Origin of the sequence: Kribbella pittospori (genome assembly GCF_004331465.1) — a bacterium.
GTDB lineage: Bacteria > Actinomycetota > Actinomycetes > Propionibacteriales > Kribbellaceae > Kribbella > Kribbella pittospori.
Map to the genome: position 1 here is coordinate 115115 of NZ_SJKB01000003.1, position 22588 is coordinate 137702.

The 22588-nt window shown below is 69.1% G+C and carries 22 protein-coding genes; 19 read left to right on the forward strand and 3 right to left on the reverse strand.

Annotated features, from left to right (window positions below; genetic code table 11):
- Position 1: 1 nt before the first annotated feature.
- The 8 genes from alaS (at position 2) to E0H73_RS10980 (ending at position 10138) form a co-directional block, all read left to right on the forward strand.
- Entirely contained in the window at positions 2–2671 is a 2670-nt protein-coding gene (gene alaS, locus E0H73_RS10945; RefSeq protein ID WP_131353575.1) for an alanine--tRNA ligase, read from the forward strand.
- A 37-nt stretch (positions 2672–2708) separates the two neighbouring features.
- Positions 2709–3167, forward strand: coding sequence for a Holliday junction resolvase RuvX (ruvX, locus tag E0H73_RS10950; protein ID WP_131353577.1), 459 nt, complete (start codon positions 2709–2711; stop codon positions 3165–3167).
- Entirely contained in the window at positions 3164–4357 is a 1194-nt protein-coding gene (gene mltG / locus E0H73_RS10955) for an endolytic transglycosylase MltG (RefSeq protein WP_131353579.1), read from the forward strand. The genes ruvX and mltG overlap by 4 nt, the downstream gene beginning before the upstream one ends.
- 4 nt (positions 4358–4361) lie before the next feature.
- Positions 4362–5186: a shikimate dehydrogenase gene (locus tag E0H73_RS10960; RefSeq protein ID WP_131353581.1), complete on the forward strand. Its 825-nt coding sequence runs from the start codon at positions 4362–4364 to the stop codon at positions 5184–5186.
- Complete coding sequence (locus E0H73_RS10965; RefSeq protein ID WP_131353583.1) at positions 5173–6642, forward strand: FAD-binding oxidoreductase; 1470 nt, start codon at positions 5173–5175, stop codon at positions 6640–6642. The genes E0H73_RS10960 and E0H73_RS10965 overlap by 14 nt, the downstream gene beginning before the upstream one ends.
- 13 nt (positions 6643–6655) lie before the next feature.
- Entirely contained in the window at positions 6656–7720 is a 1065-nt protein-coding gene (locus E0H73_RS10970; protein WP_131353585.1) for a DUF2330 domain-containing protein, read from the forward strand.
- Positions 7721–7731: 11 nt separating this feature from the next.
- Entirely contained in the window at positions 7732–8439 is a 708-nt protein-coding gene (locus tag E0H73_RS10975; RefSeq protein ID WP_238163936.1) for a prepilin peptidase, read from the forward strand.
- A gap of 88 nt (positions 8440–8527) precedes the next feature.
- A complete protein-coding gene (locus E0H73_RS10980; RefSeq protein ID WP_131353589.1) occupies positions 8528–10138 on the forward strand; it encodes an FAD-binding oxidoreductase in 1611 nt (536 codons plus the stop codon).
- On the opposite strand, the gene E0H73_RS10985 is transcribed toward E0H73_RS10980, so the two are convergent.
- The gene (locus E0H73_RS10985) at positions 10077–11261 is read right to left on the reverse strand and encodes an ADP-ribosylglycohydrolase family protein (RefSeq protein WP_131353591.1); all 1185 of its coding nucleotides are present in this window, start codon (positions 11259–11261) and stop codon (positions 10077–10079) included. The two genes, E0H73_RS10980 and E0H73_RS10985, sit on opposite strands and share 62 nt — an antisense overlap.
- Positions 11262–11383: 122 nt before the next feature.
- Between E0H73_RS10985 and E0H73_RS45810 the strand changes: the two genes are divergently transcribed.
- From E0H73_RS45810 to E0H73_RS11020, 7 genes are all read left to right on the forward strand, one after another.
- Positions 11384–11584: a hypothetical protein gene (locus E0H73_RS45810; protein ID WP_165555594.1), complete on the forward strand. Its 201-nt coding sequence runs from the start codon at positions 11384–11386 to the stop codon at positions 11582–11584.
- Between the two features lie 52 nt (positions 11585–11636).
- A complete protein-coding gene (locus E0H73_RS10995; RefSeq protein WP_202867319.1) occupies positions 11637–11897 on the forward strand; it encodes a type II toxin-antitoxin system Phd/YefM family antitoxin in 261 nt (86 codons plus the stop codon).
- On the forward strand, positions 11894–12304 hold the full coding sequence (locus E0H73_RS11000; protein WP_131353593.1) for a type II toxin-antitoxin system VapC family toxin: 411 nt from the start codon (positions 11894–11896) through the stop codon (positions 12302–12304). The genes E0H73_RS10995 and E0H73_RS11000 overlap by 4 nt, the downstream gene beginning before the upstream one ends.
- 51 nt (positions 12305–12355) lie before the next feature.
- Positions 12356–13561 (forward strand): chorismate synthase, encoded by a 1206-nt coding sequence (aroC, locus tag E0H73_RS11005; RefSeq protein WP_131353596.1) that lies wholly within the window; start codon positions 12356–12358, stop codon positions 13559–13561.
- The gene (locus E0H73_RS11010) at positions 13558–14058 is read left to right on the forward strand and encodes a shikimate kinase (RefSeq protein ID WP_131353598.1); all 501 of its coding nucleotides are present in this window, start codon (positions 13558–13560) and stop codon (positions 14056–14058) included. The genes aroC and E0H73_RS11010 overlap by 4 nt, the downstream gene beginning before the upstream one ends.
- Entirely contained in the window at positions 14055–15152 is a 1098-nt protein-coding gene (gene aroB / locus E0H73_RS11015) for a 3-dehydroquinate synthase (RefSeq protein WP_131353600.1), read from the forward strand. The genes E0H73_RS11010 and aroB overlap by 4 nt, the downstream gene beginning before the upstream one ends.
- A 184-nt stretch (positions 15153–15336) precedes the next feature.
- Complete coding sequence (locus E0H73_RS11020) at positions 15337–16425, forward strand: Gfo/Idh/MocA family protein (RefSeq protein WP_131353602.1); 1089 nt, start codon at positions 15337–15339, stop codon at positions 16423–16425.
- A 91-nt stretch (positions 16426–16516) separates the two neighbouring features.
- On the opposite strand, the gene E0H73_RS11025 is transcribed toward E0H73_RS11020, so the two are convergent.
- Positions 16517–18511, reverse strand: a complete 1995-nt coding sequence (locus E0H73_RS11025) for a HelD family protein (protein ID WP_131353604.1) — start codon at positions 18509–18511, stop codon at positions 16517–16519.
- 56 nt (positions 18512–18567) lie between these two features.
- Between E0H73_RS11025 and E0H73_RS11030 the strand changes: the two genes are divergently transcribed.
- The 4 genes from E0H73_RS11030 (at position 18568) to fxlM (ending at position 21784) form a co-directional block, all read left to right on the forward strand.
- Positions 18568–19164, forward strand: coding sequence for a TetR/AcrR family transcriptional regulator (locus E0H73_RS11030; RefSeq protein WP_131353606.1), 597 nt, complete (start codon positions 18568–18570; stop codon positions 19162–19164).
- A 5-nt stretch (positions 19165–19169) separates the two neighbouring features.
- A complete protein-coding gene (gene aroQ, locus E0H73_RS11035; protein ID WP_165555656.1) occupies positions 19170–19610 on the forward strand; it encodes a type II 3-dehydroquinate dehydratase in 441 nt (146 codons plus the stop codon).
- Between the two features lie 256 nt (positions 19611–19866).
- Positions 19867–20535 carry a helix-turn-helix transcriptional regulator gene (locus E0H73_RS11040; RefSeq protein WP_131353610.1) on the forward strand — a complete coding sequence of 223 codons (669 nt, stop codon included), beginning with the start codon at positions 19867–19869 and terminating at the stop codon, positions 20533–20535.
- Between the two features lie 34 nt (positions 20536–20569).
- Positions 20570–21784, forward strand: coding sequence for a methyltransferase, FxLD system (gene fxlM, locus E0H73_RS11045; protein ID WP_131353612.1), 1215 nt, complete (start codon positions 20570–20572; stop codon positions 21782–21784).
- On the opposite strand, the gene E0H73_RS11050 is transcribed toward fxlM, so the two are convergent.
- Positions 21768–22445 carry a hypothetical protein gene (locus E0H73_RS11050; protein ID WP_131353614.1) on the reverse strand — a complete coding sequence of 226 codons (678 nt, stop codon included), beginning with the start codon at positions 22443–22445 and terminating at the stop codon, positions 21768–21770. The genes fxlM and E0H73_RS11050 overlap by 17 nt on opposite strands.
- Positions 22446–22588: the final 143 nt, after the last annotated feature.

Below are 22588 nucleotides of genomic sequence, written 5' to 3' on the forward strand. Positions count from 1 at the left end.
CATGGAAACCAGTGAGATCAGGCGGCGGTTCCTGCAGTACTTCGAGGACCGGGGCCACACCGTGGTGCCCAGCGCGCCACTGCCGTCGCCGGACCCGAACCTGCTGTTCAACGTGGCCGGCATGGCCCAGTTCGTCCCGTACTTCGTCGGCCAGCAGACGCCGCCGTACCCGCGGGCGACCAGTGTGCAGAAGTGTGTCCGCACCCTCGACATCGACGAGGTCGGCAAGACCACCCGGCACGGCACGTTCTTCCAGATGAACGGCAACTTCTCCTTCGGCGACTACTTCAAGGAGAAGGCGATCGAGTACGCCTGGGACCTGGTCACCCGGTCCCAGAACGACGGCGGCTACGGCTTCGACGAGTCGGTCCTGTACGCGTCGGTGTACTACGACGACGACGAGGCGATCGACCTGTGGAAGCGGATCGCCGGCCTGCCCGACGACCGGATCGTCCGTCTCGGCATGAAGGACAACTTCTGGTCGATGGGCATCCCCGGCCCGTGCGGCCCGTGCTCGGAGATCCTGATCGACCGCGGCCCGGAGTTCGGCGCCGACCGGGACTGGGAGGCGGGCGACCGCTACCTGGAGTTCTGGAACCTGGTCTTCATGCAGAACATCCGCGGCGAGGGCGGCGGCAAGGACGGCTACGAGATCCTCGGTGAGCTGCCCAAGAAGAACATCGACACCGGCCTCGGCCTCGAGCGCGTCGCGTACCTGCTGCAGGGCGTCGACAACATGTACGAGATCGACGAGATCTACCCGGTGATCGAGCGGGCCGCCGACCTGAGCGGCCGCAAGTACGGCGCCGACCACGTCGACGACGTGCGGTTCCGGGTGGTCGCCGACCACGTCCGCAGCGCGCTGATGCTGATCGGCGACGGCGTGAACCCCGGCAACGAGCAGGGCGGTTACGTACTGCGCCGCCTGCTCCGCCGCGCGATCCGCTCGATGCGCCTGCTCGGCTACGAGGACCCGAGCCTGGTCGAGCTGCTGCCGGTCAGCCTGGAGCAGATGAAGAAGTCGTACCCCGAGCTGGAGCCCGACTTCGGCCGGATCAGCCAGGTCGCGTACGCCGAGGAGGAGGCGTTCCGGCGTACTCTCACGGCCGGGACGAGCATCTTCGACGTCGCCGTACGCGAGACCAAGGCCGGCGGTGCGCACCAGCTCGAGGGCTCGAAGGCGTTCCAGCTGCACGACACCTACGGCTTCCCGATCGACCTGACCATCGAGATGGCCGCCGAGCAGGGCCTGCAGGTCGACACCGAGGGCTTCAAGTCCCTGATGAAGGAGCAGCGCGAGCGGGCCAAGGCGGACGCACGCGCGAAGAAGGCCGGTCACGCGGACACCTCGGGGTACCGGGAGCTGCGCGAGAAGGGCGTCACCGAGTTCACCGGGTACCAGGAGCTGTCCACCGACTCCCAGGTCCGCGGCCTGCTGCGTGAGGGCGTCGTCTCCGACGCCGCCGAGCAGGGCGAGACCGTCGAGGTCGTGCTGGAGAAGACGCCGTTCTATGCCGAGTCCGGTGGCCAGATCGCCGATGAGGGCCTGATCGTCGCCGACGGCGTGAAGCTGAAGGTGCTCGACGTCCAGCGGCCGGTCAAGGGTTTGATCGTGCACAGGGTCGAGGTGGTCGAGGGAGTACTGCGGCCCGGTCTCGACGTACACGCCGAGGTCGACCACGAGTGGCGCGTCTCCGCCTGCCAGGCGCACTCCGGCACGCACGTCGTGCACGCGGCGCTGCGCCAGGTGCTCGGCCCGAACGCGCTGCAGAGCGGTTCGTACAACAAGCCCGGCTACCTGCGGCTCGACTTCGCCTGGTCGTCCGCGCTGGACCAGTCCACCCGGTCCGAGATCGAAGAGGTCGCGAACCTCGCCGTCCGCCAGGACCTCCCGGTCTCGGCGCAGTACATGTCGCTGCCGGAGGCCCGGGACTGGGGTGCGCTGGCGCTGTTCGGCGAGACGTACGACGAGTCGGTCCGCGTCGTCGAGATCGGCGGCCCCTGGTCGCGTGAGCTCTGCGGCGGCACGCACGTCAAGCACTCGTCGCAGGTCGGTGCGCTGACCATCACCAGCGAGGCGTCGGTCGGTGCCGGTGTGCGCCGGCTGGAGGCGTTCGTCGGCATGGAGGCGCTGCACTACCTCGGTCGTGAGCGTGCCCTGATCCGGCTGCTCAGCGAGAATCTGAAGACGCGCCCGGAGGAGCTGCCCGCGAAGGTGGCGGACCTGTCCGAGCGACTGCGGGCCGCGGAGAAGGAGCTCGAGCGGGTCCGGGCCGGCCAGGTTCTGGCCGCCGGCGCCGAGCTCGCCGCGAACCCGAAGGACGTCTTCGGAGTCCAGTACGTCGGCCATCGCGCGCCGGACGGCGTGAACGGCGGCGACCTGCGCAAGCTGGCACTGGACGTGCGCGGCCGGATGCCGGCCGACAAGCCGGCGGTCATCGCCATACTGAGCGTGAACGACGGCAAGCCCGGCGTGGTGATCGCCCTCAACGACACCGCTCGCGAGTGGCGGCTGAAGGCAGGCGACCTGGTCCGGGTCGCGGCCGAGAAGCTGGGCGGTCGCGGCGGCGGCAAGGACGATGTCGCGCAGGGTGGCGGCACCGATCCGGCGGGTGCCGACGACGCGCTGAGCGCGGTGGAACACACCGTCGGCCAGTTGGTCACAGGTTGATCCTGATGGTCCGATCGGCACACCCGGGGGCACGCTGATGCGCCGGGGCGTGCGGCTCGCGCTGGACATCGGCGACGCCAGGATCGGCGTCGCCAGCAGTGATCCGCACGGAATCCTCGCCACTCCGGTGGAGACGGTCCGCCGTGGGCCCGGGGATCTGGATAGGATCGCGGCACTCGCCGCCGAACTGGAGGCGGTCGAGATCGTGGTCGGTCTGCCCCGCTCCCTGTCCGGGGGCGAGGGGCCGGCGGCGGTGAAGATCCGGGAGACGGCGGAACAGGTGCGAGACAAGGTGCGGGAGGGGAACTCGGGGCCGGAGGTGCGGCTGGTGGACGAGCGGTTCACCACGGTGACGGCCGAGCGGATGCTGCGCGAACGGGGAAAGAAGGGTTCCAAGCGACGCGCGGTGGTCGACCAGGCCGCGGCGGTCGTGATTCTGCAACACGCGCTCGACCTCGAGCGCGAGTCCGGCAACCCGCCCGGGAGGCCCCTGTGAACAGACCATCGCTGGACGAAGATCTGAACGAGAGCGAAGACCTGGGTTCCGGCCTCGGACTGCGGCCGGAGAGTCGGGTCGAGCGCCGGGCGAACCGCCGCAAGGCCCGCGCCCGGCGCGGGTTCGGCTGCTTCGCCGGACTGATCTCGCTGCTGGTCGTCGGCTCGCTGGTGGCCGGCGCTGTGATCGGTTTCGGCAAGGGCAAGGACGCGCTCGAGCAGATGTTCGCCGCGCCGGACTACACCGGCGATGGCACCGGTTCCGTGGTCGTCGAGATCACCCAGGGCCAGAGTTCGCAGTCGATCGCGGACACGCTGGAGAAGAAGGGCGTGGTGAAGAGTGCCCGCGCCTTCGAGCGGGCCGCCCGCGACGACCCGCGCTCGCGTCAGGTGCAGGCCGGGACCTACACCCTGCACAAGGAGATGTCGGCCAAGGCCGCGCTCGAACTGATGCTGAACCCGGCCAAGTCGATCCTGATCACCCGGATCAGCTTCCGCTCCGGCCAGACCAAGGCCGAGGTCAGCGACACCCTGCAGAAGTCGAAGCTCAAGCTGCCGGCCGGCGCCGCCGCGGCAGCCATGGCCAAGCCCGCCTCGCTCGGCCTGCCGGCGTACGCGAAGAACAACCCGGAGGGCTTCCTCTACCCGGGCACGTACGACATCCCGAAGGGCGCGACGGCGTACACGATCCTCAAGCTGATGACGGCGCAGTACGCGAAGAACGCGGCCGCGCTGGACCTGGTGAAGACCGCGCAGCGCAAGAAGCTGGATCCGTACCAGGCGGTCATCGTCGCCAGCATCATCGGTGCCGAGACGAACCGGCCGCAGGACTACGCCAAGGTCGCACGGGTGATCTACAACCGGCTGCAGGCCGGGAAGATGCTGCAGATGGACTCGACCATCCACTACGTCGTCGGTCGCGACGGCGGGGTGTTCACGTCGTCGGAGCAGCGCGACATCGACTCGCCGTACAACACCTACAAGGTGAAGGGGCTGCCGCCGACGCCGATCAACTCGCCGACCAAGGACACGCTGCGGGCGGCGATCAACCCGGCCGCGGGGTCGTGGATGTACTTCACGCTGGTCGACCTGGACACCGGTGAGACCGCGTTCGCGACCACGGCGGACGAGCACCTGCAGAACGTGAAGAAGCTGCAGACCTGGTGCGCGGCGCACAAGGGCCGGTGCTGATCGGATGACCCGGTGTGCCGTGCTCGGTTCGCCGATTGCGCACTCGCTGTCGCCGGCGATGCACCGGGCCGCGTACGCCGGGCTCGGCCTGGACTGGGGGTACGACGCCTTCGAGGTCGGCGAACACGAGTTGCGCGGCTTCGTCGCGTCACTCGGGGACGACATCCGTGGGTTGTCGTTGACGATGCCGCTGAAGCGCGTCGCTCTGGACCTGGTCGACACCGTTGACCCGGTCGCCGAGCTGATCGGCGCGGCGAACACGATGCTGTTCGAGCCGGACGGATGCCGCTCGGCGCACAACACCGACGTACCCGGGCTGGTGAATGCCTTCGCCGAGCGCGGGATCACTGCCGCGGATTCGGCCGTCGTGCTCGGCGGTGGCGCGACCGCCGCATCCACGCTGGCCGCGTTGCGTGGGTTGAAGGTCAGCGAGGTGACAGTCGTCGTCCGCGATCTCTCCAAGGCCGAGCGGCTGCTGGACCTGGCGGCCGAGCTCGGGCTGAAGACCTCGGTCGCGGACTTCTCCCAGGTCGAGCAGATCGGCGGGTTCGACCTGTGCGTCTCGACGCTGCCCGGCGGCGCCGTCGATCCGTGGGCCCACCACTTCGCGGGAGTCGCGCCGGTCGTGTTCGACGTGGCGTATCACCCGTGGCCGACGCAGCTCGCGATCGCGGCGCACCGGATCGGTACAGAGCTGTTGAACGGCCTTGATCTCCTCGTGCATCAGGCGGTCCTCCAGGTGGAGATGATGACCGGTAGGTCGCCCGCACCACTGGCGGCCATGAGGTCCGCTGCCCGTGAGGAGCTCGACGATCGTGAGCCAGCTTGACCGCCGGACGGTACTGAAGGCAGGCGGTGTTCTCGCCGCCGCCGCGCTGACCAGCTGCACCGACACCAAGGACGCCAGCGCCGGCCCTTCGAACGGCCTCACCGTGGCCGCCCCGAACTGGAACAGCCTGGCCCATTCGCTGACGGGCCGCGTGTACCTTCCCGCGTCGTCCGGGTACGCCGCCTCGCACCAACTCTTCAACCCACGCTGGGACTCCGTCCAGCCGGCAGCTGTGGTCAAGGCCGCGAACGCCACGGACGTGCAGAAATCCATCCTGTTCGCCCGCAACAACAAGATCGCGTTGGTCCCGAAGGGCGGCGGCCACTCGTACGTCGGTGCGTCCACCGTCAGCAAAGGCCTGATGCTCGACCTCGGTGCGATGCGCGGGATGAGTTACGCGAACGGCGTCCTCACCGTCGGCGCCGGCGCACGCCTGTACGACGTGCACGCCTTCCTGGACAAGTACGGACGCTCACTGCCGACCGGGACCTGTCCGACAGTCGGCGTCGCGGGACTGGCACTCGGTGGCGGGATGGGGATCCACACACGCACCTTCGGGCTGACCTGTGACCGGATTGTCTCGATGGGCGTGATCACGGCCGACGGCAAGGCGCACAATGTCAGCGCGACCGTCGATCCGGACCTGTTCTGGGCGCTGCGGGGGAGTGGCGGCGGGAACCTCGGAGTCGTCACGTCGTTCCGGATGGCCACCATCCCGGCCACCAAGCTCGGGTTCTTCCGGCTGACCTGGCCGGAGGCGAACGCGGCGGCGGTGGTCCGCGGCTGGCAGAGGTTCGCCCAGACCGCACCGGTCACCTCCTGGGGCAATCTACATATCGATGCCCGGAGCAACGGAACGCTGTCGATCCACGTGCTCGGAATCTCCACCACCGGCAATGCGACGGCTGCGGCCGCGCAACTGGAGTCGTTCGTCGGTTCGAAGGCAACGGTCCGGTCGATCACCGTGAAGACGCACCTGGAGGCGGTCGAGTACCTCGGTGGGGGGACCACCAGCCCACGATCCGGGTTCCTGGCCGGGTCCGACGTACTCAAGGGGCCGATGGATGCGGCGACGATCACCGCGTTGCTCGGTGCGGTGAAGGTGGCGGCGCGGGCCAAGACGCCGGCGTCGGCGATCATCGACCCGCTTGGCGGGCAGGCAGCCAAGCAGCCGGCCGGCGGTGCGTCCTGGCCGTGGCGGTCCGCGCTCGGCGTGATCCAGTGGTACTCCGGGACGGCAGCACATCCGAGTACGGCACAGTTGCGGGTCGCACAGACCTTCGTCAGCAATGGGCATCGCGCGGTCCAGAAGTTCTCGGCCGGCGGCTACGTGAACTACGTCGAGACCGGCCGCGCCGTCAGCACGTACTACGGTGCGAGCCTGGCGCGGCTGCAGACGGTCAAGACGAAATACGACCCGGCGAACTTCTTCCACACTGCGTACACCCTCGCCTAGCTACTCTCCCGCCATGAGATTGTGGCGAGTTCTCGCAGGAATGCTGGCGGTCGGATTCATCGCGGCCGGCGTGACCCCCGCCTGGGCGTGCGCCTGCGGTGGCTACCTGCCCGACGCCCAGTCGCGCGCCCGTGCGTATGGCGAGAACGCCTTGGTCCGATACGACGCCGGCACCGAGCAGATCACGTTGTCGATGGCGATCAACGGGTCGTCGAAGAAGGCGGCCTGGATCATGCCCGTGCCCGCGGCAGCGAAGGTCGAACTCGGCGATACCGCCCTGTTCAACCGGCTGGACCACATGACCCGGCCGAAGGTGGTGGTCCGCAAGACCTACTGGCCGTTCCGCAACCTCGGGATCATGGCGGGCGGCGGCGACACGGCCGGCGCCGCAGCACCTGGATCCGGAGTGAACGTGCGCGAGCAGATGGTGCTCGGCCCGTTCCAGGTCGCCCGGCTCGGCGGATCGACCGGCTCCGCGGTGACGGACTGGCTGCGCACGAACGGGTACGTCGTACCGGCTGGGCTGGCCGCGAACCTGACGCCGTACCTCAGTGAGAACTGGGAGATCGTTGCCGTCAAGCTCGCACCGCGGACCGACGGCGACACGATGACTGGTGCGACGCCGCCGCTGCGGTTGACGTTCGCGTCGGACCGGATCGTCTACCCGATGCGGCTGAGCAAAGGCGCGTCGACTGCGCAGACAGTCACGGTGTACGTCGCGTCGGCGCATCGTGTGGATGCGACGAAGCTGCCGGATGCGGACGTGCAGCCGGAACTGCTGTACGCCGGGCGGATCCAGGACGACGCGATGGCGGCGCCGGCCGACTTCCTGACGGCGTACACGGTCACCTATCGCGACCCGAGCAAGATCACCGGCGACTTCACCTTCGACCGGGCGGCCACCGATGACGAGTTCCAGCGGATCGAGTACGTCACCCGGAACGACGGTCTGTTGAGCACGATCGGCGTACTGTTCGGCGTCGTACTGCTGATCGGCGTCGGTGCGGCGGTGATCGCGCGAGTGCTGGTCCGGCGGTCGTCCACAGGCCGTCCGGGGCGGCCGACCGATATCGTCTAGGCTCCTGCATCGTGCCGGCTGACAACGCGTTGCTCGCCGCAGGGGCCGGTGTGGTCCTCTGCGGGCCGGCCGCGTTCGTGCTCGGTCCCTGGCTGATGCGGCGGATCCCTGAGCCTTTGCTCGAGGAAGGCGACACCAAGGTCCCGTACGCCGACCTGGCCGGGCCGCGGGCGGCGTACTGGTGTGGTGCGCTGGCGGCCGTGTCCGGCGGGCTGCTCGGGTGGATGCTCGGGATCTCCGCGGTGTTGCCGGCCTGGCTGCTGATGGCGATCTCCGGCGCGGTGCTCGGCTACATCGACGCAAGGACGCGGTACTTGCCGTCGGCGATCATCTGGCCGTCGTACGCCGTTGTCGGCGTCGCGCTCATCGGTGCCTCGGCGGGATCGGAGGACTGGGGCGCGTTGCGCCGGGCCGTGATCGCGGGCGTGATCGGGTTCGTGGTGTTCTACGTGCTGTGGTTCGTGTTCCCGAGCGGGGTCGGGTTCGGTGACGTCCGGTTGTCCGGGCTGCTCGGGCTGGCGCTGGGCTGGCTCGGCTGGGGGGAGTTCATCAGCGGGTTGTACGGCGGGTTCTTCCTCGGTGCACTGGTCGGGATCGCGTTGATCCTGGCGCGGGTGATGACACGCAAGCAGATGGTCCCGTTCGGGCCGTTCATGCTGATCGGCGCGCTGGGCGGCGTACTGCTCGGCGGTCCGCTGGAGCAGTTGTACGTCGGATAGCTGAGTCGCCGGGTCCGCCAGATGGCTGATGTGGGGGCACAGCACGCCTTTCTAGGGTCGAAGCAATCGATCTCTGGGGAGGAAACACATGCCAGTCACTCGTCGAGGCCTGTTGGCCGGGACCGCCGTCGCCGGCGCCGCACTCGCCGTACCCGGGACCGCGTCCGCCGCGGTCATCGGTGGTGCTGCGAGCGGTGCCGTCAGCGGTCTCGGTAGCGGTGAGAAGATCCGGCCGGCGGACGCGCGGTACCAGGACCTGGTGCAGCGCGGCACGAACCGGCGGTTCGTCGGTAAGCCCGAGTACGCGCGCGTGATCCGGTCGACCGAAGATGCTGTCGACGCCGTGCAGGAGGCGGTCCGGTCCGGCAAGCGGATCGCGGTCCGCGGCGGTGGGCACTGCTTCGAGGACTTTGTGGACAGCAGCGACATCGAGGTGCTGCTGGACATGTCGACGTACGACGAAGTCACGTTCGACAACCGCTACCGGGCCTTCTCGATAGGTGCGGGCGCGACGCTCGAGACCGTCTACAAGGAACTGTTCTACGGCTGGGGCTTGACCGTGCCCGGAGGCGGCTGCCTCGGCGTCGGCGTCGGCGGTCACTTCAGCGGCGGCGGGTACGGGCCGCTGTCGCGGAAGTATGGGTCCGTCGTGGACCACCTGTACGGCGTGGAGGTCGTGGTCGTGGACGCCCACGGCCGCGCCCGCTCGGTGGTGGCGACGCGCGACAACGCCTACAAGGATCTGTGGTGGGCGCACACGGGTGGTGGTGGCGGGAACTTCGGTGTCGTGACCCGGTATCTGATGCGCAGCAACGGTATGTCCGGGCGGAAGCCGTCCGAGTCGTTGCCCAAGGCACCGGCCGCGCTGCTGTCCAGCCTGATCGTGTACGACTGGAAGACGATCGGGCAGGCCGGATTCGTCCGGGCACTCCGCAACTTCTTCGACTTCTACGAGAAGCACAACACCGCCGACTCGCCGTACGCGACGCTCTACAGTCCACTCATCCTGACCACGGCTGCCACTGGAAACTTCCTGCTGTCGACGCAGCTCGACGCCGCGGTGCCGAACGCCGCGGGGCTCATGAAGGCGTTCAACGCGGCGATGATCGAGGGCCTGGACCCTGAACCGCAGATCGTCGAGGTCGGCGAGGGTCCGTTCCTGAACACCACCATGCAGCGGTCGATCGCGGATACCCCGGCGCCGGGGCGCGGCAAGTACAAGGCGGGTTACCTGCGGAAGGGCTTCACCGACGCGCAGCTCATCACGCTGTACAAGGGGTTGACGGATCCGTCGTACAACGGACCCGACTCGTCCGTGCTGTTCGTGCCGTACGGCGGGAAGGTGAACACCGTGCCCTCCGACGCGACCGCGACGGCCCAGCGCAACGTGATGTGCAAGATGGTGGCGACCGCGACGTGGACCGATCCGGCCGAGGACGCCAAGCAACTCGCCTGGGTGCGGAAGCTGTACGCCGACATCTACCGTGACACCGGTGGCGTGCCGGTGCCGAACGACACCAACTCCGGCTCGTACATCAACTACCCGGACACGGATCTGGCCGATCCGGCGTACAACAAGTCCGGCGTGCCGTGGCACGACCTGTACTACCTCGGGAACTACCCGCGGCTGCAGCAGCTCAAGGCGAAGTGGGATCCGCGCAACGTCTTCCACCACAAGCTGTCGATCGAAGCGCCTTGATCCACCAGCCTGGGTAGCGCAACCGCCAGGAGGTGTGTGGTCCGTAGTCGCCGTGGAGGCGGCGGTTGCTGACGAACTCCAGGGCGAAGTCGTCGGCGAGTTGCAGCAGGACCGAACGGCCCTCGACGGTGAAGACGAGCTCTGCGGGCAGGGCCGTCTCACCGTGGAGGGCGCCCAGGATGTTGCCGCAGATCGCGCCGGTGGAGTCGCTGTCGCCGGTGTGGGTCACCGCTAGTGCGAGGGCGTCGAGGAACTGCTCAGGCTCCGGGTAGGCGAGGGCTGCGTAGACAGCGATCGCCAACGCCTCCTCGGCGACCCAACCGCCACCCAGTTGCTGCTCGATCGTCGCCGGTCCGTGGTTTCCGGCGGCTGCGGTACGTCGCGCCGCGGCGAGCGCCGTACTGGTCTCTTCGTGGCCTTCGTGCTGGGCGAGCATCGCCATCGTCGTGTCGAGCGCCGCATCGAGGTCAGCTCCGTTGCACACCTCGTGGATGATCGCGGCCAGGGCGCCTGATGCGAGCTTGCCGGTCGGGTGGCCGTGGGTGTAGCCGGCCGCGGTCGCGGCGGAGTCGAAGACCCACTCGGTGCCGTAGATCGCGGGCATCAGACCGAACGGCGCGACCCGCATCACGCCGCCGCAGCCCTTGGAGTCGTTGATGGCCTGGTCGCCGAACTGCGGGATCTTCGGCTGGCCGTTGCGGGCCGACATCAGCGCGTTGAGGCACGTCCTGCCGGGCGCGCGTCGTACGTAGAGCCACTGCTCGGCCTGCAGCCAGCCGTCACGCTCGCCGCTCGGTCCAGGCAGGGTCTGGGTGTCCAGCCAGCGGTCGTACGCGTGCTGGAGCACGGCGACCGTGAACCCGAGGCCGCGGTCGGTGCGCACGCTGGCCCGGATCAGTCCCTCGATGGTGAACAGCGTCATCTGGGTGTCGTCGGTGATCGTGCCCGGCGGCCAGCCGGCGTCGGATCCGGCGACGAAGTCCCGTACGCCGTCCGGGTGCTTGGCCAGGATCGTCGCGCTGTCCTGGAACTCGACCGGACCACCGAGCGCGTCCCCGATCGCCCCGCCCAGCAGGCATCCGCGTACCCGCGCCCGCCACGTCTCCTCCGCCGCCCGAGTCATGCCGGAACCCTATCGACGGTGGTGTCAGCGCTACCCCCAAGACGGGTTCCAAGGCCCGTTCGCTCCGGCCGTCCGGCTCCTAACGTCGTTACCAGGACACAACGATCGCCGAGGAGCGCATCATGACCCCCGCATTCCGTCGTACCGCCGGGCGCCTGGCCGTGGCGGCGCTGGCCACCACCGCCGTGGCCGGCGCCGCGATCGCCGGCGGTCAAGCAGCCACCACCTCCACCTCCTGCGACACCTCCCCGATCGTCAAAACCTTCGACCTGGTCCTCTCCGTCCGAGACGGCCTGACCCAAGAATCCGAAACCTGCCACTGACTTGAGGAGTTCTGTCCAGTCTGTCTAGACTGTTTTCGAGGTGATGGCGACGATGGCGATCGCGGGACAGTGGCAGCTGCAGGAGGCCAAGCAGCATTTCAGTGAGTTGATCCGGGCCGTCCAGGCGGACGGTCCGCAGTTCGTGACCAAGCACGGCGAGCAGGTGGCGGTGGTGCTGGACATCCTCGACTACCGGCGGATGCGAGGGGCGGAACTCGTGGACTTCAAGGACTTTCTGGCCTCGGCGCCGGATCTGAGCGTCCTCGAGATCGAGCGGTCTACGGCTCCGGCGCGCGAGGTCGACTTCGAGTGAGCTATCTGCTGGACACCAACGTGGTGTCGGAGTTCCGGAGATCGGCGCCGCACACCGGGGCCACGACCTGGGTCGGGTCGGTGCGCTCAAGTCAGCTGTTCCTGAGCGTCCTGGTCGTCGGTGAGATCAAGCAAGGCATCGAGCGACTGGCGGCGCGCGATCCGCAGCAGGCGGCTGCGATCGAGGACTGGCGGCAGCGGTTGGTGAACGGGTACGGCGACCGGATCGTCCCGGTGTCGCTGGAGGTTGCCGAGACCTGGGGACGGCTGAACGCCGGCTCGCCGTTGCCGGTGGTCGACGGACTCCTCGCGGCGACGGCGCTCGTGCACGACTGGACTCTGGTCACGCGCAACGTCCGCGACGTCGAGCGAACGGGCGTGCGCGTGCTCAATCCCTTCGACGACTGAGCGGATGAGACCGGGGTCTTGGGAGTGGGATGGGCGTGGGAGGATTGCGGCATGCTGCGCTGGCTTACCGCCGGCGAGTCGCACGGACAAGCGCTCGTCGCCGTACTCGAAGGTCTTCCCGCTGGTGTTCAGGTCACGACTGATGACGTGGCCGACGCCTTGGCTCGTCGTCGGCTGGGGTACGGCCGCGGCGCGCGGATGAAGTTCGAGCGGGACGAGGTGACGTTCGTCGGAGGGTTCCGGCACGGTCTGAGCCTGGGCAGCCCGGTCGCGATCCAGGTCGGCAACACCGAGTGGCCGAAGTGGGAGCAGGTGATGAGCCCGGACCCGGTCGACCCGGAGACGCTGGCCGACCTGGCCCGGAACGCGCCGCTGACCCGCCCGCGCCCCGGCCACGCGGATCTGGCCGGCATGCAGAAGTACGGCTTCGACGAGGCCCGCCCGGTGCTCGAGCGGGCCAGCGCCCGCGAGACCGCGGCCCGGGTCGCGCTCGGCGAGGTCGCGGCCCGGTTCCTCCGGCAGGCGTACGGCGTGACGATCGTCAGCCACGTGGTCGAGCTCGGCACCGTCAAGGCGCCGTACGGCGTGATCCCGGCGTACGACGATGTCGCGAAGCTGGACGCGGACCCGGTGCGCTGCCTGGATGCCGACGCGAGCAAGGCGATGGTGGCCGAGATCGACGCCGCGCAGAAGGCGGGCGACACGCTCGGCGGCGTGGTGGAGGTGGTCGTGGACGGTCTCCCGCCGGGTCTCGGTAGCTACGTGCACTGGGACCGCCGGCTGGACTCCAAGCTGGCCGGTGCGCTGATGGGCATCCAGGCGATCAAGGGCGTCGAGCTCGGAGACGGCTTCGAGCTCGCGCGGACGCCGGGCTCGCAGGCGCACGACGAGATCGTGGCCGAGGACGGCATGGTCCGCCGGACCAGCGGCCGCTCCGGCGGCACCGAGGGCGGCATGAGCACCGGCGAGACACTGCGGGTGCGCGCCGCGATGAAGCCGATCGCGACGGTGCCGCGGGCGCTGCGCACGATCGACACCAGCACCGGCGAGGCCGCGGCCGCGCATCACCAGCGCTCCGACGTCTGCGCCGTACCGGCCGCCGGCATCGTGGCGGAGGCGATGGTGGCGCTGGTCCTGGCCGAGGTCGCGCTGGAGAAGTTTGGCGGCGACTCGGTGGCCGAGTCCTCGCGCAACCACAAGTCGTACTTGGCGAGCCTGCCGTCGACGATCACGCCGCGGGAGTGGGCAGAGCAGTGAGTCCGGTTGTCGTTCTCGTCGGCCCGCCTGGTTCGGGCAAGTCGACCATCGCCGCGCTGCTCGCCGAGCGGCTGAAGACCACGCACCGCGACACCGACACCGATATCGAGGCCGGCGCGGGCAAGCCGATCTCGGACATCTTCGTCGACGAGGGCGAGCCGCACTTCCGTGCCCTCGAGCGGTCCGCGATCGTGGCCGCGCTGCAGTCCGACGGCGAAGTGCTTTCGCTCGGTGGCGGCGCGATCCTCGACCCCGACACCCGCGCCGACCTCGCCGGCCACAACGTCGTCTTCCTGGACGTCAGCCTCGGCGAGGCGGCCAAGCGGGTTGGTCTCGGCGTCGCGCGTCCGCTGCTGCTCGGCAACGTCCGCACCCAGTTGCGCAACCTGATGGAGGCGCGCCGCCCGCTGTACGACGAGGTGGCCAAGCTGACCGTGCTGACCGATGACAAGACCCCGGAGCAGATCGCCGACGAGATCCAGGAGCAGCTCGGATGACGGAGCCGACCAGGATCCGGGTCGCCGCCGCAGCGCCGTACGACGTTGTCATCGGCAACAATCTGCTCGGTGAGCTGCCGGCGCTGCTGGGCGAGGGTGTGCAGCGGGTCGCCGTGATCCACCCGCGCGCGCTGCGGACCAGTGGCGACGCGATCCGCGACGACCTGACCGGCTCCGGGTACACAGCGCACGCGATCGAGATCCCGGACGCCGAGGACGCGAAGACCGCGGAGGTTCTGGCCTACTGCTGGTCCGTGCTCGGACAAGCCGGATTCACCCGCTCCGACGCGATCGTCAGCATCGGCGGCGGTACGACGACCGACCTGGCCGGCTTCGTCGCGGCGACCTGGCTGCGTGGGGTGAAGGTCGTGCACATTCCGACCACCCTGCTCGGCATGGTCGACGCGGCCGTGGGCGGCAAGACCGGTATCAACACCGCCGAAGGCAAGAACCTGGTCGGTGCGTTCTGGGAGCCGGCCGGCGTGCTGTGCGACCTGGCCGCGCTGGAGACGTTGCCTCGCAACGACTATGTCAGTGGTCTCGCCGAGGTGGTCAAGTGCGGGTTCATCGCGGACCCGGTGATTCTCGACCTGGTGGAGAAGGACCCGGCCGGCGCCGCGAGCCCGTCGTACGACGCGACCGAGGAACTCATCGCGCGGTCGATCCAGGTGAAGGCGGACACCGTCGGCGCGGATCTGCGCGAGCGGACCACGACGGCCGGGGGAGCGATCGGCCGGGAGGCGCTGAACTACGGCCACACGCTCGGCCATGCGATCGAGCGCGTCGAGCGGTACAAGTGGCGGCACGGCGCGGCGATCAGCATCGGCATGGTGTTCGTCGCCGAGCTGGCCCGCGCGGCCGGCCGCCTCGACGATGCCACGGCCGACCGGCACCGCGCCGTACTCGAGTCGCTCGGACTGCCGGTGACGTACCGCGCCGACGCCTGGCCGCACCTGCAGGACGCGATGAAGCTCGACAAGAAGACCCGCGCCGACCGGCTCCGCTTCGTCGTCCTGGACGCACTGGCCCGGCCGACGATCCTCGAGGCACCCGACCCCAGCCTGCTGATCGCCGCGTACGCCGAAGTCAGCTGAGCAGCGCCGAAGCTGAGCACCCGAAGCTGAGCACCCGAAGCTGAGCAGCCGAAGCTGAGCACGCGGGGTCGGCCGAGCACGGAGAGTGGCCGGAAACGGCCAACTCGCCGGACTCGGGTTGTACATCGGTGCATTCCGGTCAAGGATTCTGGAAAAGGCTTTCCAGCTTCCTGAAGGGCACTCTATGTCTGACCGCAAGCACCGGATCGCGATCGTCGGGACCGGCGGCATCGCCCGCTCCCACGTCAGGGCCGTCACCTCCCACCCGGACCGCGCCGAACTGGTCGCGGCCGTCGACGTCGACCTGGATCGGGCCAAGGAGTTCGCGTCCACGTGGGACATTCCCGCCGTGTATCCGAGCCTGACCGAGCTGCTCGCGGGCGGGGGAGTCGACCTCATCCACCTGTGTACGCCGCCCAACTCGCACGTGCCGTTGGCCGTGGAGTGCCTGGCGGCGGGCGTCGACGTGTTCATGGAGAAGCCGCCGACGCTGTCGCTGGACGAGCTCGACGAACTGATCGACGCGGAGGCGAAGTCGTCCGCCCAGGTCGCCTGCGTGTTCCAGCACCGGTTCGGGTCCGGGGCGGTGCGGTTGCGGCGGCTGGCGGACGAGGGTGTGCTCGGCCGGCCATTGGTTGCCTTGTGCAACACCGTTTGGTATCGGGACGACGCGTACTTCGCCGTACCGTGGCGTGGGACGTTCGACGTCGAGGGCGGCGGTCCGACAATGGGGCACGGGATCCACCAGTTCGATCTGCTGCTGTCGACCCTCGGACCCTGGCAGAAGGTGACCGCGCTGGCCGCCCGGCAGGCGCGCCCCACGCAGACCGAGGACGTCTCGATGGCACTCGTGACGTTCGAGAACGGCGCTGTCGCGTCGGTCGTCAACTCATTGGTGTCCGCGCGGCAGACCTCGCAACTGCGCTTCGACTACGAGAACGCGACGGTCGAGCTCGAGCACCTCTACGGCTACAAGGACGAGAACTGGACCGTCACACCGGCGCCTGGCCAGGAGGCGGTCGCGACGGCCTGGTCCGCCGACGCCGTCGACGTACCGAGCGGCCACGCCGCCCAGTACGCCGCAGTCCTGGATGCCCTGACGTCGGGCGAGCCCACGCCGGTCACCCTCGCCGAGGCGCGCAACACCCTCGAGCTCGCGGCCGCCATCTACGCCTCGTCCTTCACCGACAAGCCGGTCTACCGCGGTGAGCTCCTCAAAGGCACGCCATACGCCAGCCGCATGGGCGGCCCAGGCGCCCCCTGGAGCGCCTAGCGGAAGTCCAGCTCGCCGTCCGTCATCCCCGGGCGGCGGACCACCGTGCCGATGTCGACCCGGTGTGCTCATATCGGGGAGAGTCCGGCTGTCAGGCCCTGGTTCCCTTCAGCTGCGACGGGAGGTCGCGGCAGTGCAGCACGTCCAATCTCGACACCGCTCTGGTCAGGATGACGTAGAGCCGGTTCAGGCCGCGTGGCTCGGCCTCGATGATGGTGGCCGGCTCGACCGCGATGACGTGGTCGTACTCGAGTCCCTTGGCCAGGCTCGCCGGAACCATCGCCACCCGGCCGTCACCGTCCGGCGGCGTCGTCTCGATGCCATCCACCCGGAGCACATCCGCGAGCGAGTCGACCTCCGTGTCCGCTGCAATCACCCCGATCGACCCCTCCTCCTTGAGCGCAGCGCGTACGGCGTCAACCGCGGCCGAGCGGAGATCGTCGGCCCGAGTGATGCGGAGCCGCCCGTCGGCCCGGAACGACACCGTCTCCGGTACGTCGACCGGCAGCGACACGAGCAACAGGTTCGCCAGCTCGACCACGGCCGCCGGGACGCGGTAGCCGGTGGTCAGCGCAATGACCTCCGCCTCGGCCTTGCCTAGATGGCTCAACTGATCCGTCCACGTTCGGGCTGCCCAGGGCGTCGTACCTTGAGCCAGATCGCCGAGCACGGTGATGGATCCGTGCTCGCTGCGGCGGGCGATCGCGCGGCACTGCATGGGGGAGAGGTCCTGCGCCTCGTCGACAATCACATGCCCGTACGTCGGTCCGCGATGCAGCAACGCACTCACCTCGTCGAGCAGCACCGCGTCGGCCGGCGTCCATCGCGCGCTCTTCGGCTTCCGCGCGCGAGGCCAGGCGATGGCGGCTTGCTCGTCCGGGCTGAGGACGTCCCGCGCCGCGTCCGCGAGGAGCTCACGGTCACTGACGAGCTCAGCGAGGATCTCGTCCGCCTTGACGTTCGGCCAGACGGCGTCGACCGCCGGAGTGGCGGCGCGTGCCATCCGTCGCAACCAAACGCCGTTGCAGTTCTGCCCGCGCGCCTCGGCCTGGCGTTGCAGCGACGCGACGATCCGCGCGATCACCCGCTCGCGCCCAGTCAGGTACGTCGTCACATCCGCGCGAGCGTCGGACACGATCGCGTCGAACTCGTGCCGGTTCACCCGCCACTTGTACGACCCGTCCGGCACGACGAGCGCGTCGTCCGGCCGCCCGATCCGCGCATACACGGCGTTCCGCAGTACGGCGGCCATCCGCGCATCGTGCTTCACCGCGGCCGCCTCCTGCTCGTCAGTGCTGGAGGTCCGGATGCTCAGCAGCTCCTCGATCGTGGTCTGCTCGACGTCGACCTCACCGAGCGTCGGCAGCACGGCCGAGATGTAGTGCAGGAAGGCGCGGTTCGGGCCGAGCACCAGCACACCACTCCGCTGCAGCCGACTCCGGTGCGCATAGAGCAGGTACGCCGCCCTGTGCAGACCGACCGCGGTCTTCCCGGTCCCGGGTGCGCCTTGGACGCAGACGGAGACCTCCAGGTCGGTGCGGACCACCTCGTCCTGCTCGGGCTGGATGGTGGCGACGATGTCCCGCATCGGTCCGACCCGCGCTCGCTCGATCTCCCGCCGGACCAGGTCGCTGCCGGCCGACGTGTCACCTGCGGCGAGGTGCTCGTCCTCGAAGCTGGTCAGGGCGTTCGCGGACCAGCCGAAGCGGCGACGGGTCTCGATGCCGCGCGGGTCGGTGCCGGAGGCCTGATAGAAGGCCGTCGACACCGGCGCTCGCCAGTCGATCACCATCGGCGGGCGGCCGATCGCGTCGGAGATGTGCCGGCGGCCGAGGTAGTAGGTCTGACCCCCATGCTCACCGGCGTCGGCGCCGTACGCGATCAGGCCGAAGAACGGCGGGTTGTCGCCTTCCTCGCCGAGGTCCCGGGCGAGCGTCTTGAGGTAGAAGCCGAGCCGCTCGGCCGTGTACCGGTCGCCCCAGGTGTCCTCGCCGATCACCACGTTCTCCCGGGCGCCGGCCACCATCCGCCGCAGTGCCTCCCGGCAACGCTCGGCGTACGCACGCTCGTCGTCGAGGTCCCGCATCGCCCTCCCTCAAAAGTTTAACCCGGTCAATATTTTGCTCAGGTTAACATGAGTCTGTGACCGGACTCAGGGAGCGGAAGAAGCAGCAGACGTACGACGCGTTGTCGCAGGCGGCGATCGCGTTGTTCCTCGAGCACGGCTTCGACGAGGTCTCCGTCGCCGACATCGCGGCTGCCGTCGATGTCTCCAAGCCGACGCTCTTCAAGTACTTCGCGACCAAGCAGGACCTGGTGCTGCACCGGATCGCCGATCACCAGCACGAGGCCGCTCGAGTTGTCACGGCCGCCGAGGGGTCGCCGATCGACGCGCTGCATCGCCATTTCCTGGCCGGGCTGGAGCGGCGCGATCCTGTCACCGGGCTGAACGACGTACCGCAGGTGCTCGCGTATCACCGGCTCGTGTTCACCACGCCGGCGCTGTCGACGCGGATGCACGAGTTCATGGATGAGGACGAGCGGGCGCTGGCGAAGGCGCTCGGGGGAGACGCGACGGGTGAGGTGACGGCAGCCCAGGTCGTGGCGGTCCAGCGGGTGCTGGCCCGCCGCAACTGGTCGGCCATCGATGCCGGCAGTTCCGCCACAGATCGCTACCCAGAGGCGGTTGCGGAAGCCGACGCGGCCTTCGCGAGGCTGACCACTAGGGTGGTGCCGTGACTGATGTGAGTGCGCGGCGGGTGCTGGTACTGAACGGGCCGAACCTCGGGCGGCTCGGGTCGCGCGAGCCCGATGTGTACGGCGCGACGACGTTCGCCGACCTGGTCGCCGACTGCGAGAAGACCGGCGCCGAGCTCGGGCTGGACGTCGAGGTGCGGCAGACCGACGACGAGGCCGAACTGGTCCACTGGCTGCACGAGGCGGCCGACGGCAAGATCCCGGTGGTGCTGAACCCGGCGGCCTTCACCCACTACTCCTATGCGCTGCGCGACGCCTGCTCCCAGCGCACGGCACCCCTGATCGAGATCCACCTGACGAACCCCGCCACCCGCGAGGAGTTCCGCCACACCAGCGTCGTCGCCGGCGTGGCCACCGGCACGATCGCCGGATTCGGCGCGGATTCGTACCGCCTCGCGCTGCGCGCGATCACCTCGCTCACCGCCTGATTCGAACCAAAGTGCCCTTTCGGGCATCTAGCTCACTGTGGGGCCGGCCGGGGGCGGCGATGCGGCCAAGAGATCAGGCTGAGATGCCGGTGAGATATGGATGCCTCACGCTAGGGATCGGGTCGTGTTGTGGCCGTCACCAGTTCTTAAGGCTGGCTGAAGGCCAGGGGTCACGATCGGAATCGACGATTTGGGGGTTCGTGTGGCTGCGGATTCGATCCGTTCGGTTCATCAACGCTCTGGGGGAGTGACAAGAATGACGACGCAACAACGTATTCCGGTCTGGGTCAAAGCGCTGGACCCGCTGTCGCAGTTCGGGCTCGTGCACACGCTCCGGCAGCGGTCGGAGGTTGCGCTGATCAACGAGACCGACCTGGCCGCGCTGCACAGCCAGTCGACCGACCAGCGCACCGCCCCGCCAGCGGTTGCCTTGATCGCGGTCGACTCGCTGGATGCGGCCGCGGTCCACGTGCTCCGCTCGGCCACCCAGCGGGGGTGCCGCCGGACCGTGCTGATCGGCAGCGTGATCGACGACGACGCGCTGATGACCGCGGTCGAGTTGGGCGTGTCCGGCGTACTCCGGCGGACCGAGGCGACGGCCGACCGCATCGTCCACCTGGTGCAGTCCGCGGCTGCGGGTGACGGCAGCCTGCCACCCGATCTCCTCGGTCGCCTGCTCGGTCAGGTGTCGCGGATGCAGCGGCACGTGCTCGCACCACGCGGGCTGTCCCACACCGGGCTGTCGGACCGCGAGACGCAGGTACTGCGCCTGGTGGCCGACGGCAAGGACACCCAGGAGATCGCCCGGGAACTGTCCTACTCGGAGCGGACGGTGAAGAACGTCCTGCACGACGTCACCAGCCGCCTGCAACTCAAGAACCGCTCGCACGCGGTCGCCTACGCCCTGCGTGAGGGCCTGATCTAGCGCATCCGAGTAGGCGCGCGACTACGCTGGATGCATGACAGATCAGCGCAGCGACGCGGCTCAGGCCGATGCGCTGCGTGCCGCGCTGACCCGGCATCTGGTTGCCGAAGGCACCATTCGGGACGAGCGGGTGGCGGCGGCCTTCGCGGCTGTGCCGCGGCATCTGTTCGTTCCGCGGAGCAGCCTCGACATCGCGTACGCCGACGATGTCGTGCTGATGAAGCGGAACGCGGCCGGCGTGGTGATCAGCTCGGTGTCGCAGCCGAGCATCGTCGCGCTGATGCTGGAGCAGGCCGAGGTCCGTCCCGGCGATCGCGTGCTGGAGATCGGTTCCGGCGGCTACAACGCTGCGCTGCTGTGCGAACTGGCCGGGCCGAAGGGCGCCGTGACGACGGTCGACATCGACCCCGAGGTCACCGACCGGGCCCGGGTCGTGCTCGACGATGCCGGGTACGGCGACGTCCGGGTGGTCGAGGCCGACGGGGAGTTCGGGGTGCCGGAGGATGCGCCGTACGACCGGATCGTGGTGACTGTGACGGCGTGGGACATCGCGCCGGCCTGGAGCGATCAGCTCGGCGCCGGCGGCCGGATCGTCGTACCGCTGCGGTTGCGCGGGCAGACGCGGTCGATCGCGTTCGACCGGGTGGAGGAGCATCTGGAGAGCCGGTCGACGACGCCGTGCGGTTTCGTCTCCATGCAGGGAGCGGGGGCGAACTACGAGCGGCTGATCTCGATCTGGGGCGACGCGGCGAGTGTGAGCTTCGACGAGGACCAGGTGCCGGAGGAGCACCCGTTCGACGGGGTCCTGGATCAACCGCGCGAACAGGTCTGGTCAGGCGTCGTGGTCAACCGCGAGGAACAGCTCTCCGACCTCCAGCTCTGGCTGGCCAGCACACTGCCCGGGTACTGCGTTCTGTCCGCGGAGCGATCGCTCCAGGAGGAAGGCGTGGTCACGCCGTCGCCGCACTGGGGAGCGGCAGCGGTGGCAACTGGCGACAGCGTGGCGTACCTGACGTCGTGTCCGGCCCGGCGGCGGCCGGAGTCGCACATGGAACTCGGGGTGAACGGTCACGGCCCGGACGCGGATGACCTGATCGACCGGCTGATCGACCAGGTGCGGATCTGGAACCGGCGGCTCCGGCACGGTCCCGGGCCGCGCTACCGGATCGACGCGGCCGGGACCGAACTGCCCGCCGGTTTCCACATCGACCGGCGGCACAGCAGCGTCACCGTCAACTGGCCGGCGTAGTCCCGGGGCGCGCTGCGTTCCGGACCGTCTCCCAGAGCTCGTCGATGTCCGAGCGGTCGTCGGGCTCCGGCTTGTCGACCCAGCCGCTGGACCAGGTCTCCTCGTCGCGGTCCAGGTCGAAGATCGACTCGGCGAACGCGGCGGAGCCGACGTACCGGGTGTCCTCGTCGGCCCCAGGCTCGGGAATCTCCGGCGCAGGCTTGCTCTGGGCCGGCTTGTTCTGGGCCGGTTTGTTCGCGGTACCCGTTGGCTTGGCGCCCGCCGGAGCAACCAGGTTGCGGGCGTACTCCTGCGCTTCGAGCAGGCCCATGTCCAACTCGTCGGAGAGCAGCCGGACCGCGCCCACCTCGTGGCCCGCCGTCATCAGCTCGCGCACCCGGGTGTCCACATCCTGCCGGGGAGCTTTCTGACGCTGCTGGAACTGGATCTGCGGGTACGGCGCCGGCGGCTGATACTGCTGCGGCGGTGCTGGCTGGGCGTACTGCGCGTACTTCGGCCCGAGCTCGAGCGGCGGGCCGCCGTTCTTCTGCACCTCGGCCTGGATCCGGTTGATCACCGCCTGGACGCGGGGGTTCGGCGTACCGCGTGTCTTGCTCTGCTGCTTGGCCTTGGCGACCAGGCTGACGATGATCATGATCACGACGAAGATCGCGAACTCCACGGCTGACCTCCTTGTCGTCACGTCCGAAAAGCCAGCCTACGGGGCAACAGGGGCCGTCCACGTCGTGCCGCGACCGCGGAATCGGAGGATGCGGGGTGTGACCGCTACAATCCACTGTTACCGCTGATCGATTTCGAAGGGCA

Coding starts and splice junctions, on each gene's coding strand:
- E0H73_RS10960 (WP_131353581.1), top strand. CDS start 4,362: ATGACCCGGTGTGCCGTGCTCGGTTCGCCGATTGCGCACTCGCTGTCG.
- fxlM (WP_131353612.1), top strand. CDS start 20,570: ATGACAGATCAGCGCAGCGACGCGGCTCAGGCCGATGCGCTGCGTGCC.
- E0H73_RS10995 (WP_202867319.1), top strand. CDS start 11,637: ATGGCGATCGCGGGACAGTGGCAGCTGCAGGAGGCCAAGCAGCATTTC.
- E0H73_RS10970 (WP_131353585.1), top strand. CDS start 6,656: ATGAGATTGTGGCGAGTTCTCGCAGGAATGCTGGCGGTCGGATTCATC.
- E0H73_RS10980 (WP_131353589.1), top strand. CDS start 8,528: ATGCCAGTCACTCGTCGAGGCCTGTTGGCCGGGACCGCCGTCGCCGGC.
- E0H73_RS11020 (WP_131353602.1), top strand. CDS start 15,337: ATGTCTGACCGCAAGCACCGGATCGCGATCGTCGGGACCGGCGGCATC.
- E0H73_RS11025 (WP_131353604.1), bottom strand. CDS start 18,511: ATGCGGGACCTCGACGACGAGCGTGCGTACGCCGAGCGTTGCCGGGAG.
- E0H73_RS45810 (WP_165555594.1), top strand. CDS start 11,384: ATGACCCCCGCATTCCGTCGTACCGCCGGGCGCCTGGCCGTGGCGGCG.
- ruvX (WP_131353577.1), top strand. CDS start 2,709: ATGCGCCGGGGCGTGCGGCTCGCGCTGGACATCGGCGACGCCAGGATC.
- aroB (WP_131353600.1), top strand. CDS start 14,055: ATGACGGAGCCGACCAGGATCCGGGTCGCCGCCGCAGCGCCGTACGAC.
- E0H73_RS10985 (WP_131353591.1), bottom strand. CDS start 11,261: ATGACTCGGGCGGCGGAGGAGACGTGGCGGGCGCGGGTACGCGGATGC.
- alaS (WP_131353575.1), top strand. CDS start 2: ATGGAAACCAGTGAGATCAGGCGGCGGTTCCTGCAGTACTTCGAGGAC.
- E0H73_RS11040 (WP_131353610.1), top strand. CDS start 19,867: ATGACGACGCAACAACGTATTCCGGTCTGGGTCAAAGCGCTGGACCCG.
- aroC (WP_131353596.1), top strand. CDS start 12,356: ATGCTGCGCTGGCTTACCGCCGGCGAGTCGCACGGACAAGCGCTCGTC.